The organism is Shewanella sp. LZH-2, from assembly GCF_016859145.1.
Classification (GTDB): domain Bacteria; phylum Pseudomonadota; class Gammaproteobacteria; order Enterobacterales; family Shewanellaceae; genus Shewanella; species Shewanella xiamenensis.
In genome coordinates this window covers 4,078,006-4,090,532 of sequence record NZ_CP069350.1, presented here as the reverse complement: position 1 = coordinate 4,090,532, position 12,527 = coordinate 4,078,006, and the positions used below count along the sequence as shown (strand labels likewise).

Below are 12,527 nucleotides of genomic sequence, written 5' to 3'. Positions count from 1 at the left end.
TGGAATATCATCATGGCAATCAAAATCGGCATTAATGGCTTCGGCCGTATGGGGCGTTTAGCCCTGCGCGCGGCATGGGACTGGGATGAGGTGGAGTTTGTGCAGATTAACGATCCGGCGGGGGATGCGGCCACCTTAGCCCATTTGCTTGAGTTTGATTCTGTCCATGGCCGCTGGTGTTATTCCGTGACGGCGAGTAATGATCAGATCCACATTCAAGATAAAAGCATTCGCACCACACGTAATAAAACGATTGCCGAGACCGATTGGGCGGGATGCGATGTAGTGATTGAAGCCTCTGGGGTGATGAAAACCAAAGCCTTATTACAAGCTTATTTAGATCAAGGTGTTAAGCGGGTTGTAGTCACTGCGCCCGTCAAAGAGGAAGGAGTGTTAAATGTGGTGATGGGGGTGAATCACCAGTTGTACGATCCGGCTATTCATCCGATTGTGACCGCGGCTTCCTGTACCACCAACTGCCTTGCGCCTGTGGTTAAAGTGATCCACGAGCAGATCGGCATCAAACACGGTTCTATGACGACTATCCACGATATTACTAACACTCAAACCATTCTCGATGCGCCACATAAAGATTTACGTCGCGCCCGCGCCTGTGGTTTGAGTTTAATCCCAACCACCACTGGCAGCGCGACGGCGATTACCCATATTTTCCCTGAGCTTAAGGGCAAGCTAAATGGCCACGCCGTGCGGGTGCCGCTCGCCAATGCCTCTCTAACCGATTGTGTATTTGAGCTTGAACGCAGCGTGACCGAAGAAGAAGTGAATGCGCTGCTACAAACCGCCGCTGAGGGCGAGCTTAAGGGGATTTTAGGCTATGAAGAGCGGCCGCTGGTGTCGGTGGATTACAAAACCGATCCGCGTTCGAGCATTGTCGATGCGCTCTCGACCATGGTGGTGAATGGTACTCAGCTAAAACTCTACGTGTGGTACGACAATGAATGGGGATATGCCAACCGTACGGCAGAGCTCGCCCGTTTAGTCGGTCAGCTTGATGTGCCACTTTAGGAGAGCATAGTGCCTGCTGCCAAGCTATTTGAACAACTGATGCAATTGCCCGCCGCCGTGCGGCAATATTTGCTGATCACCTTCAATTATTGGAGTTTTACCTTAACCGACGGCGCGCTGCGGATGTTGGTGGTGCTGCATTTTCACGATCTCGGTTATACGCCATTCGCGATTGCGATGTTGTTCTTATTCTATGAGATTTTTGGCGTCGTAACCAATCTGGTGGGCGGCTATCTCGGTGCGCGTTTAGGGTTAAATCGCACCATGAATCTGGGTCTTGGTATGCAGGTGTTGGCATTAGGAATGTTATTGGTACCTGCCGCCAGTTTACCGCTGTGGCTCGCGGGCGTGCCTTGGGTGATGGCGGCGCAGGCGCTTTCTGGAGTTGCTAAAGATCTCAATAAGATGAGTGCTAAAAGCGCGATCAAACTGCTAGTACCAAAAGGCGAGCAGGGCAAGCTTTATAAGTGGGTTGCCTTGTTAACGGGTTCTAAAAATGCCCTCAAGGGCGCGGGATTTTTCCTCGGTGGTGTTTTGCTTGCCTTACTTGGATTTGAGCTGGCGATCGCCACTATGGCGAGTATGCTCGGACTCGTATGGCTACTTAGCTTAGTGATGCTGAAGAAGGATTTAGGTAAAGCCAAGAATAAGCCTAAATTTACGGAGATTTTCTCTAAGAGTCGCAGTGTGAACATTCTCTCGGCGGCACGATTATTCCTGTTTGCCGCCAGGGATGTGTGGTTTGTGGTGGCGCTGCCTGTGTATCTAGCGAGTAAATTTGGCTGGGATCATTGGGCGGTAGGCGGCTTTTTAGCTGTGTGGGTTATCGGCTACGGTATAGTACAAACCTTGGCGCCTAAGATCACTGGCAATCACCAACACCAAAGCTTAGCCGTCGGTGCAGTACCCGATGGTCGCAGCGCGTTAATTTGGGCCAGTATCTTGGCCTTTATCCCAGCATTGATTGCCAGCGCGATACAGTTCAGTTTTTACCCTGAAGCCAGTTTGTTGCTGGGCTTAATGCTATTTGGTGCTCTGTTTGCGGTGAACTCGTCGCTGCACAGTTATTTGATTGTGAGTTATGCCAGCGAAGAGGCGGTATCCCTCGATGTTGGATTTTATTATATGGCTAACGCTATGGGGCGTTTGGTGGGAACCGTGCTTTCTGGCTGGGTGTATCAGAGTCATGGGCTGGTGGCCTGCTTATGGATGTCGACAGCCTTTATCGCGACTACGGCCTTGATTTCTATTAAGTTGCCTCGACAATCGAAGGAATAACAAGATGTTAATCTGGCGAAAGCACTTCAAGGGGAAGAGTTCGATTGGCTTAGCCTGTATTGTTTCACTACTTGCAGCCTTTGTTGCGCCACTCTGTGCATCGGTTTCCCCAACGTTAAGTCCCAAAGAGGCCGACATGCCCAATCTCGCTTCAACATCCATTCGAGATTGGAAAAATCCAGCCTACATCAACCAAGCTTTCGATGAGATAGCCCTTAAAAATGAATACGATAAAGATAAGCACCGAGTACGAAAATGGCAAAAACCCGTGCGCGTCTTTGTTGAGCACCAAGTTGGCGACAATGCACTGCATGCGCAATTGGTGCAGATGCATCTAAGTCATCTTGCGCAAATCACGGGTCACAGTATTTTGCAGGTAGATAAGCTCGAAGAGGCTAATTTACATTTAGTCTTTACCCGCCAATCCCAATGGGCCGATGAGGTGATGCGCCTCATGGGCGCGAGTGCAGCCAGTAATATTCATGGCTCTGTTTGTATGGGCAAATTTGCCCTCAACTCTCAGAATGAGATTGAGCGCGCCTGGGTAATTATTCCCGTGGATCAGGCAAAAATGCATGGTAAATTAGTGGCTTGTATCGTCGAAGAAATCACCCAAGTACTTGGGTTACCCAATGATTCTGAAAAAGTATTTCCGTCCATCTTTAACGATAAAACCCCGCAGGACTTACTCACTGGGCTCGATTATATTTTGCTGAAATTACTCTACAGTCGCCAGATTAACGCGGGGATGACGGCAAAAGAAGTGCAACCCATCATTCAAGATCAACTCGCTCAATGGCAGCGTGATGGCACCTTAATCAATGCCGATAAAACCGTGCGCCAAGGTGAGTTGTACCCGTTATTAGGTTATTGATGCTTAAGTGTTACGGCAAAAGTTGACATTGCTCGCATGCGACTAATTATTGCTTTTTGTTTTAGGAATAAGGGCATAGTCTAGCTTTATACGAGGTAATCACGTTGGAGGCACACCATGCGGATGACACTGCAGTTTTTAGGGGCGACAGAGGAAGTGACCGGCTCATGCCATTTGCTCTCGGTCGATCATGAACACTTATTACTCGATTGTGGTTTAATCCAAGGTGGTAAAGCGGATGAATTGCGTAACCATGAGCCCTTCACCTTCGATCCTGAGTCTATTTCCGCGGTTGTGCTAAGCCATGCTCATATCGACCATTCAGGGCGTTTACCACTCTTAGTCAAAGCGGGTTTTGATGGGCCAATCTACACCCATAAAGCCACAGCAGAGCTGTGCGCGATCATGCTTAAAGATGCGGCGATGCTGCAGGTGCGCGACACCGAAAGAATCAATAAAAAGCGCGCTAAACATGATCTTGACCCCCTAGAGCCACTGTTCACCGTCGAAGATGCCGAACAGGCCATTAGTCAATTTGTGCCGCTGGAATACGGCCAAGTGACTCAGGTTATTCCCCATGTGGATATTTGCCTCTCAGATGCGGGGCATATTTTAGGTTCTGCCTTAGTGGAGCTATGGTTAGGCGAAGGTAAGTCCCAGAAGAAAATCGTCTTTAGTGGTGATCTTGGCCGGGCGGGTATGCCGATATTACGTAATCCCACCTTAGTCGACACTGCAGATTTAGTGTTAATGGAAAGCACCTACGGCGATCGTTTCCACCGAAGCTGGACTGATACTCTGGCCGAATTAAAGGCGATTTTTGCTAAGGCAGTCACCGAGAGCCGCGGTAATATTCTTTTGCCAGCCTTCTCAGTAGGGCGAGCGCAGGAGCTTTTATATCTATTTCATTTATATGCTAAAGATTGGGATTTATCTCGCTGGAAAGTCTGCCTCGATAGTCCAATGGCGATTGAGGCAACACGAGTATATGTTAATAACTATCCGTTAATGGATGATGATTTTAAGCGTTTTACTCGCCAGCACCCGGGGCAACATCCCTTATTATCGAATGTCGAATTTATTCAAACTACTGAAGAGTCTATCGCATTAAATGATGTGCATCAGGGCTTGATCATTATTGCGGGTAGCGGCATGTGTAATGGTGGCCGTATCCGTAGTCATTTGGAACATAATCTGTGGCGGCCAGAATGTGATGTGATTATCTGTGGTTTCCAAGCGCTTGGCACGCCTGGACGAGCCTTGGTCGATGGCGCTGAGGAGCTCACTATCCATGGTAATAGCGTCAAAGTTGCCGCCAAGTTACATACCGTCGGAGGCTTATCCGCCCATGCGGATCAGGCAGAGTTGCTACGTTGGTATCGGCACTTTGAAGATCAACCACCTTTAGTGCTAGTGCATGGCGAGGCCCAAGCACAACAGGGATTAGTGACTGTCATGAATCAAGATCCGAAAACTAAACCTAAGGCACTGGCTATTGCCACCCGTGGCGATAAGTTGGATTTGAACGCCTTACCCAAACTGATGTGGATAACAACTTAAGCGATAGGCCACAGCCCGAAGAGGGCTGTGGCAAAATGACTTGATTAGTCTGAGTTATTATCAAACTCTGTATCGTCGAATAACTCTAAGCTTGGATCGATACTAGGCACATCTTTAAATAGGCGAGTGAAGTGACGTTGCACCCCTTTCAGATCGATTCCTGCTAATCCTGAGGCGAAACCAAACCAAGCATACAAACCGCTAAAGTTGTCGAACATGGGCGGTAAATATTTTGGTGGCGTAATTATGCCTTCTTGGCAGGCTTGATAGAGAACAGGAATATCCTCAATGGCGAGTTTGCCTAAAAACAGCATAGGGATAAGTTCGGGTAAACCCGATGTGATGGCGCTGCGGATAAAGTTGATGTTCTCAACATAACCACGCACATAGGAAATATCTTTGGTAAAAAAGCTGCCGCCTTCGACCATACCGCCACGAAACACCCTTTGTGTGACTCGATAACTATCCTTAGCGCTAAGATTTAACTCTCTAAAATAGTTAAATACTTCAATAAAGTTGGCCCCATTTTCCGCCATATCTACCGCTGCGACACGGTCGCTAATACGGCGGGCACGGCCTGGGTTTGAGCTTAGGGTGAGCATTTCGAGTAATACAGCAAGCCCTTCTTGGGTGGCAGCTACGCGGGGTGAGCCGACGCTGAGCCAAGTAGCATGGGGTTGAGCCCGACCATTCAGGGTGGTGCCCACATGCACCCAACCTTCATGAACTTCGTACACATTGAGATCTGACTCGCTGAACATGGCCTTACTATTGAGTTTGACCGTATCGCCCCCCACTGCGGCGTCAGACACAATCCCGTCACTCAAACGCACCCGCATGTCATCGCTATGGAAGTATTTTTCCAATCGCTGGCTCAGCACATTCACGGCTTCGGGGGCACTGATGATTTTAGGGTGATGCTTATTCATATGCCGCGCAGCGGGCAATGAGAAGATATAACTGAGTTTATCGCCCAATTGACGCAGAGTGTGGCGATCGCCATGTAATCTGTGGCTGGCGCTGCCGTAGAGTTCTTGGCTAAGCTGACCAAAGACAGGGGTCCCTCGATGACCCAGCATATCGACCACCAGACGATACTGGTCTACGTTAGCGACTAATATCTTGCCCAGCTTGTCTTTTTTGCCTAAACGTCGATGAATGTCTTGTTTGAGAGAAAGTAATTCAGCCTGTGTTTTTACGGGATCGAAGGGCAGAGCAATTTTTTGATAAAAATCCTGTGTAATTGCTGGCAGAACCGTGCCTTTACTAGAAAGAAAACGCTCCTCCATTTCCCGTGGCCATTTGATGGCGTCTAAAATCTTGATCGGGGTTTGAATGCGGATCAGCTCATCGGAAAAGCGACGTAAATCTTCTTGGTACTGGGCTAATGACTCTGACATTCCCGAAATCCTGTTGCTACTTAGGCGCTAAAATTAGTTCAATCATAGCGGTAAAGTCGTTGTTTTTATAGGTTTCTTACCCAGAACAATTAAATCTTGTCGATTAAGTATCTTATCTGCTATCGATTTAGTGAATCATTTTGGTGCAATATGAATTGTTTTAGCCTGAAAATGGCGAAGATTTTTTATGCAAGTAACTGTTAAATATTGTGTTATCCCAATGAGATTAAGACTAATTAGCTTATGCTAAAAGGTTATAAAGTCTGTGTGAGATGATTATGGCTGCACTGTGCTATTTGAGAAACGATGCAGCAGTGCATGTGTTGGTGGTGCCGATTTAACGGTAGCTGATAAAACTAGGCTGACACAGGTTTATAAAATGAGGAAAAGTCGGCTTGGTAAATCAGTGTTAACGGTTGCACCCAGCCCCAAGGAGCTGGGTGAAGGTTTGGATAACAGTCGTGAACTTAAACGACCATAATGCCTTATGGGAGTAGGAAGTTTAGAAAAAGTCATCATCTCCTAATGCGCGTCGTAATTCGGCACGTTCGAGATAATCTTCTAAGCGTTTCTTGATTTCACGCTTATGCTGCATTGCCTCTGCTGCTTTGCTATTTCTAGGGGTGGTCATTGCCTCAATTTCAGTATCGTTGGGCACGACTTCAGTAATATGAGCCATAACGAATTCCTCATGTTGTTCCTAACGCCTTTCTATCTAAAAAGAGTGTGGCAGAAAAGCAAAAAATTTTACTCATAAACGCAAATTTTTTTTCCCATACGACAGTGTGTTACTCCTATGGCATTACTGGATTTTTAGGGGAGTTAAGGCTATTTAAGTTTTTGCTGAATTTTGTGATTTAGCGCATAACACTTTATTTTTATATTGATGCTAAGTCCTAGTTAAATTGTCGGTCAAACTTGAATTTGACCAAAAATCGAACAACACTTGGGAGAGACAACACAAATGTAACTGTGCTAGGGAAGCCAATATGGACACGGAGCGTTTTCCCGAATCTTTCACCCCTTCAAAAAGCTTTTTTATCAGTATGGCTCGTTCAAGTTGGCTAATGTTACTTGCTGCGTTCACGTTTATGGGCATTTCTTGGTTTGTTCTTCAAGAGTATTTACGGGATCGAGGCGAAGAGCGATTTAATAATCATGTTCAGGAGTTGTCTGAAGCTGTTACCCGAAGAATGATGGCCTATGAGCAAGTTTTACGTGGTGGAGTAGGGCTTTTTTTGTCCTCCAACGGCGTCACTCGCAGTGAATGGCAAATTTATGTCGCTAATGCGCGTTTATCCGATTATTACCCAGGGATTCAAGGTATTGGTTTTGCTCAACTAGTGATGCCAACATCCTTGGATGAGTTTACACAGCAAGTCCAACAGGAGGGATTTACTGATTTTCGCGTCACACCCACAGGTAATAGAGAGCTTTACTGTGTTATCAAATATTTAGAACCATTCGACTGGCGAAATCAACGGGCATTTGGTTTTGACATGTGTTCCGAATCAACTCGTCGGACTGCAATTCTAAACGCTATTGCTTCGGGACAAGTTAAGGTGTCTGGCAAAGTTACCTTAGTGCAGGAAACGCCCGATAATTCTCAGGCTGGTGTATTGATGTATGTTCCTTTTTATCATGGTCAACCCGTGACAGAAGCGGAACGTCTACAGCAAGCGATAGGTGTGGTTTACGCACCTTTTCGGATGGATAATTTAATGCAGGGCATTATGGGAAAACGTTTTTCCGGTCTAAAACTTGCCATTTATGATGGTTCAGAGGCAAATCATGCCAGTTTAATGTTTAGTTCCCACAAAGCGCTTCCCTCTCCGAAGGATGTTTTTTATCAATCAAAACTAGAAAACATGGAAGGGCAAGTTTGGCGAATAGATGTTTCTTCTGAGTCGCGCTTTATTTCAATTGCAGAGCAAACCCAAAGTATGTGGCTGCAAGTGATTGGCTGCGCCTTTATTCTTGCCTTACTTTATGCAGTGATCAGTATGGCTCGTAACCGTTACCAAGAGTCAATGTTAACCGCCGAATTAATTGCCAATGAAAAACGCTTTCGTCTAGTCATCGAGGCTTCTCCGAGTGCACTGTTTATGGTTGATAAAACAGGCGCGATAACCTTAGTCAATACCCATGCCGAAAGGCTTTTTGGTTATACGAGGGAGGAGTTACTTGGACGTTCAATTAATATGTTACTACCTGAGTCGCTGAGGGAAATCCATCAAAAACATCTATCTCATTATCTGCTTCATCCCATCGCGAAGAATATGTCGATGCGGGATGATCTGTTTGGTTGCTGCAAAGATGGTACACGTTTGGCGATCGAGGTCGGATTAACTCCTATTCACTTTAGTAATGGGATCTACATTTTAACGACGATCAATAATATTTCTGAACGTAAGCGGATTGAAGCACAGCGTATCGAGCATACGGCAGAATTGGAACGTATTAATCAAGAGCTAGATAGATTTGCCTATATTGCTTCCCATGACTTGAAGTCGCCCCTCAGAGGTATTGAGCAACTAACCCATTGGTTAAGTGAAGATCTTGCTGATAACACTAATGAAAATGTCCAAAAATACTTAGGCTTAATTCAGAATCGTATCCAGAGAATGGTGTTATTACTCGACGGGTTGTTAACGTTTTCACGCATTGGGCGTGTTGATATTGAAATGGTTGACACCGATTGTCGGCAACTGGTCGAAGATATGTTCGCTTTGGTCGCTCCGCCTCAGGGATTTGAATTGGTCATCGAAGGTAATTTTCCACGATTTAAAACGGTTAAAACGCTCTTAGAATTAGTCGTTCGGAATTTAATTAGCAATGCCATTAAACACCATGATAGAGGTGCTGGTGTACTTAAGGTGCAATGTGAAACAAAAGGCCACTATTACTGGTTTAGCGTGATTGATGATGGACCTGGAATTTCTGCCCCGTTTCACCAGAAAGTATTTGAAATGTTTCAAACTCTTAGACCAAGAGATGAAGTCGAGGGAAGCGGTTTGGGATTGTCGCTTGTCAAAAAGACGGTTGAAAGTCTAGGGGGAGAAATTCTACTTGAATCAGCGGGGCGAGGTTGTTGCTTTAGGTTTAGCTGGCCGATGCACATAGTCAACAAGGAGGCGGTATGAGTAATAGCCATGACTATAAACAAGTGACCATTCTGTTAGTTGATGATGATGATGTGGATTATATGGCGGTGCAGAGGGCGATGAAGCAACTGCGTTTGCTTAATCCTCTTGTGCGCGCGAGGGATGGGCTTGAAGCACTTTCAATTCTGACGCATACCAACGCTATCAAGGGGTCATACTTGATCTTGCTCGATCTCAATATGCCCAGAATGAATGGTTTTGAATTTCTTGAACATATTCGTTCTGATCCGACGTTGTCTTCTTCCGTTGTGTTTATGCTGACGACTTCTAGTACCGATGAAGATCGGATGAGAGCCTACCGTCACCATGTGGCTGGTTACATGGTTAAAACAGATATTAAAGATGGTTTCCACAATATTTTTAATATGTTGGAAGGCTACTGGCGCATCGTTGAGCTTCCAAGCGTATAGGATGTGTATATGGATTTACTACTTATCGATGATGATGAAGTTGATAGAACCGCTATTATTCGAGCGCTACGACAGTCCAAGTTAGCTTTTAATGTGGTTGAGGCAAACTGTGCTTTTGATGGATTGAATCTTGCCTTGGAGCGTCATTTTGACGGGATTCTACTCGATTACCTATTGCCCGATGCTAATGGCTTAGAAGTGCTTATCAAGCTCAATTCTATGACTCAAGATCAAACTGTGGTGGTGATGTTGAGCCGTTACGAAGATGAAAAACTCGCTCAGCGTTGTATTGAGTTAGGTGCCCAAGATTTCTTACTTAAAGATGAAGTTAACTCAAGAATCCTGAGTCGTTCAATTCGTTACGCTAAACAGCGCGCCTCAATGGCACTTGCCCTACGACATAGCCATCAAAAACTGAAAGAACTGGCGGAGCACGATTCACTCACCAAATTGATGAATCGTTATGGATTTGAGCTGTGTTTAAATCGCGCCATTGCAAGAGCAAAACGCAGTAATGATTTTTTAGCCGTGATTTTACTTGATCTTGATGATTTTAAAGCGATTAATGACACGTTAGGTCACCAGACAGGTGATATTTTGTTGGTGAAAGTCGCATCGAGACTCAGTGCCGTATTACGGGATGGTGATGTCATTGCTCGTTTAGGCGGGGATGAATTTGTGGTGTTAGTGACTGACAATGACTACAAATATTTCCCCATGATAGTGGCTAACCGTCTACTTAAAGCTTTTGAAGAAGTGTTTTGCCTTGGAGATAACGATGTGATGATTGGCGCCAGTATTGGCGTGGCATTTTATAATGAAGCCGCCTCCGATAGCTCTGAGTTAATGAAATGCGCCGATATCGCCATGTATCGTGCTAAGAAAATGGGGCGCAATCAGATCCAGTTTTATTCCGAGGCGCTAGATAAAGAAGTCCGCTACCGCAATCATATCGAGTCCAGCTTAAAAATGGCCTTAAGGCAGAATCAGTTTAAGGTTTATTATCAGGTGCAAGTTGACGCGCAAACACACCATATGGTGGGAATGGAAGCGTTAATTCGTTGGCAGCATCCCGAAGATGGTTTGATTTCTCCTGACCAATTTTTGCCCATAGCGGAAGACATTGGGTTAATGGAAGAAATCGGTGACTGGGTATTGTATGAAGCTTGCCGACAGGCCCAATATTGGCTGAGCCAATTAGCTCCAACAGCGCATCGCTTTACCATTGCCGTGAACTTATCTGCATCTCAAATTGGGCATATCAACTTATATGAGAAAATCGCCCATGTTCTTAATGTGACAGGACTAGCGCCCAGTGCACTTGAGTTGGAAATTACCGAAAACTGTTTGATTGAAGAACCCCATGAACATGCCAAGATCCTCGATAAAATAGCCCAACTTGGAGTGCGATTTGCGTTGGACGATTTTGGTACCGGATTTTCATCCCTTGAACATATAAAGTTGTTCCCCATCAGCGTGTTAAAAATCGATAAAAGTTTTATTGCTTCTTACGATAAGGACGAAAAGGACACTCGTTTACTCACAGCGTTGCTTAACTTTGCCTATGGCTTTAACGTCACCTCTGTTGCCGAGGGAATTGAAACCATCGAGCAAGCGGAGTTTTGTACAGTAAGACACTGCAATCTATTACAGGGATACTTCTTTTCTCGTCCTCTAGAGGCAAGCGAATTTGAAGCAAGGTTCATTACACCGTTAGTCACTAAATTGTGAAGATTATCTTACGTTTGACTAAGGCTTAGGTTTTCGTCTGGTGAGGAATATTTTCTTGCTTTACACTGAGCAATAGACAAATATCAGCGCCCCTTTCTGATGCAATGTGCTCAGAGCTTCAATCACTGTGTTTAATTTGGTCATTTAGTAATGAAAATCGGTATTTTATCTCAGTTTCCAGAATTGTATTCCACCCGCCGTTTAGTGGCCGCCTGCGAAAGCCGTGGTCATGAGGCTGTGGTGATTAATACCTTGAATTGCTACATGAATATTAATTCCGTTAAACCTAGCATTCATTATCAGGGAGAAGAATTAACAGGGTTTGATGCCATTATTCCGCGTATTCATGCCAGTGTGACCTTTTATGGCTGCGCTGTGGTGCGCCAGTTTGAAATGATGGGTGTATTTGCCGCCAACGATTCAATTTCGATAGCACGCTCGCGGGATAAGTTACGTGCTCTGCAATTACTTTCACGCAAAGGCATTGGTATGCCTATCACTGGATTTGCCAATAAACCCAATGATATTCCTGATCTCATTAATATGGTGGGCGGTGCTCCTTTAGTGATCAAGTTACTCGAAGGTACGCAGGGGATTGGGGTGGTATTAGCGGAAACGAAAACCGCCGCTGAGAGCGTGATTGAAGCCTTTTTAGGGCTCAAAGCCAATATTTTGGTGCAAGAGTATATTCAAGAGTCCAACGGCAGTGATATTCGCTGTTTTGTGGTGGGTGATAAAGTGGTGGCCTCGATGAAGCGTCAGGGGCCAGAGGGCGATTTTCGTTCAAACTTACACTTAGGCGGCTGTGGTGAAAAAGTGAAAATTACGCCAGAAGAGCGCAAGATGGCCGTTGCCGCTGTTAAAGCGATGGGATTAGTCGTTGCAGGCGTGGATATTTTACGTTCGAATCGTGGCCCGTTGATCCTTGAGGTGAACTCAGCTCCCGGTATCGAAGGTATTGAGCAAACTACGGGTATTTCGGTAACTGAGCCTATTGTGGAATATATTGAGAAAATGGTGTTAGCACGTAAGTCGAATCGGGCGGTGATCGCTTAATAAAATACGCCGCGATTAACGCGGCGTG

General features: G+C 45.6%; 10 protein-coding genes. 8 read left to right on the top strand and 2 right to left on the bottom strand.

Translation table 11 applies throughout. From position 1 onward, the window contains the following. Window positions 1-12 precede the first annotated feature (12 nt). The 4 genes from JM642_RS17970 (at window position 13) to JM642_RS17955 (ending at window position 4,738) form a co-directional block, all read left to right on the top strand. Window positions 13-1,026 (top strand): ArsJ-associated glyceraldehyde-3-phosphate dehydrogenase, encoded by a 1,014-nt coding sequence (locus tag JM642_RS17970; RefSeq protein ID WP_055648657.1) that lies wholly within the window; start codon window positions 13-15, stop codon window positions 1,024-1,026. Between the two features lie 9 nt (window positions 1,027-1,035). Beyond that, window positions 1,036-2,304, top strand: coding sequence for an organoarsenical effux MFS transporter ArsJ (arsJ, locus tag JM642_RS17965; protein ID WP_172588154.1), 1,269 nt, complete (start codon window positions 1,036-1,038; stop codon window positions 2,302-2,304). 136 nt (window positions 2,305-2,440) lie between these two features. Continuing rightward, window positions 2,441-3,178, top strand: coding sequence for a DUF2927 domain-containing protein (locus tag JM642_RS17960; RefSeq protein ID WP_229778014.1), 738 nt, complete (start codon window positions 2,441-2,443; stop codon window positions 3,176-3,178). Between the two features lie 117 nt (window positions 3,179-3,295). Further along, window positions 3,296-4,738, top strand: coding sequence for an MBL fold metallo-hydrolase (locus JM642_RS17955; RefSeq protein WP_144375755.1), 1,443 nt, complete (start codon window positions 3,296-3,298; stop codon window positions 4,736-4,738). Between the two features lie 44 nt (window positions 4,739-4,782). Here the strand turns inward: JM642_RS17955 and JM642_RS17950 are convergent, their stop codons facing one another. Together JM642_RS17950 and JM642_RS17945 are read right to left on the bottom strand one after the other, a co-directional pair. Continuing rightward, window positions 4,783-6,138, bottom strand: a complete 1,356-nt coding sequence (locus tag JM642_RS17950) for a flavohemoglobin expression-modulating QEGLA motif protein (RefSeq protein ID WP_069453686.1) — start codon at window positions 6,136-6,138, stop codon at window positions 4,783-4,785. Between the two features lie 502 nt (window positions 6,139-6,640). Beyond that, window positions 6,641-6,817 (bottom strand): hypothetical protein, encoded by a 177-nt coding sequence (locus JM642_RS17945; protein WP_011621344.1) that lies wholly within the window; start codon window positions 6,815-6,817, stop codon window positions 6,641-6,643. Between the two features lie 310 nt (window positions 6,818-7,127). On the opposite strand from JM642_RS17945, the gene JM642_RS17940 reads away from it, so the two are divergent. From JM642_RS17940 to rimK, 4 genes are all read left to right on the top strand, one after another. Further along, entirely contained in the window at window positions 7,128-9,281 is a 2,154-nt protein-coding gene (locus JM642_RS17940) for a CHASE domain-containing protein (protein ID WP_203432273.1), read from the top strand. Then, on the top strand, window positions 9,278-9,712 hold the full coding sequence (locus JM642_RS17935; protein ID WP_144375758.1) for a response regulator: 435 nt from the start codon (window positions 9,278-9,280) through the stop codon (window positions 9,710-9,712). The genes JM642_RS17940 and JM642_RS17935 overlap by 4 nt, the downstream gene beginning before the upstream one ends. A 9-nt stretch (window positions 9,713-9,721) precedes the next feature. Further along, window positions 9,722-11,443, top strand: a complete 1,722-nt coding sequence (locus tag JM642_RS17930) for a GGDEF domain-containing response regulator (protein WP_203432272.1) — start codon at window positions 9,722-9,724, stop codon at window positions 11,441-11,443. 150 nt (window positions 11,444-11,593) lie between these two features. Beyond that, window positions 11,594-12,499, top strand: a complete 906-nt coding sequence (gene rimK, locus JM642_RS17925; protein WP_037414013.1) for a 30S ribosomal protein S6--L-glutamate ligase — start codon at window positions 11,594-11,596, stop codon at window positions 12,497-12,499. Window positions 12,500-12,527 lie beyond the last annotated feature (28 nt).

Excerpts from the sequence above, each read along its gene's own strand:
- JM642_RS17935 (WP_144375758.1), top strand. The coding sequence starts at position 9,278 with ATGAGTAATAGCCATGACTATAAACAAGTGACCATTCTGTTAGTTGAT.
- JM642_RS17970 (WP_055648657.1), top strand. The coding sequence starts at position 13 with ATGGCAATCAAAATCGGCATTAATGGCTTCGGCCGTATGGGGCGTTTA.
- JM642_RS17940 (WP_203432273.1), top strand. The coding sequence starts at position 7,128 with ATGGACACGGAGCGTTTTCCCGAATCTTTCACCCCTTCAAAAAGCTTT.
- rimK (WP_037414013.1), top strand. The coding sequence starts at position 11,594 with ATGAAAATCGGTATTTTATCTCAGTTTCCAGAATTGTATTCCACCCGC.
- JM642_RS17955 (WP_144375755.1), top strand. The coding sequence starts at position 3,296 with ATGCGGATGACACTGCAGTTTTTAGGGGCGACAGAGGAAGTGACCGGC.
- JM642_RS17930 (WP_203432272.1), top strand. The coding sequence starts at position 9,722 with ATGGATTTACTACTTATCGATGATGATGAAGTTGATAGAACCGCTATT.
- JM642_RS17950 (WP_069453686.1), bottom strand. The coding sequence starts at position 6,138 with ATGTCAGAGTCATTAGCCCAGTACCAAGAAGATTTACGTCGCTTTTCC.
- JM642_RS17945 (WP_011621344.1), bottom strand. The coding sequence starts at position 6,817 with ATGGCTCATATTACTGAAGTCGTGCCCAACGATACTGAAATTGAGGCA.
- JM642_RS17960 (WP_229778014.1), top strand. The coding sequence starts at position 2,441 with ATGCCCAATCTCGCTTCAACATCCATTCGAGATTGGAAAAATCCAGCC.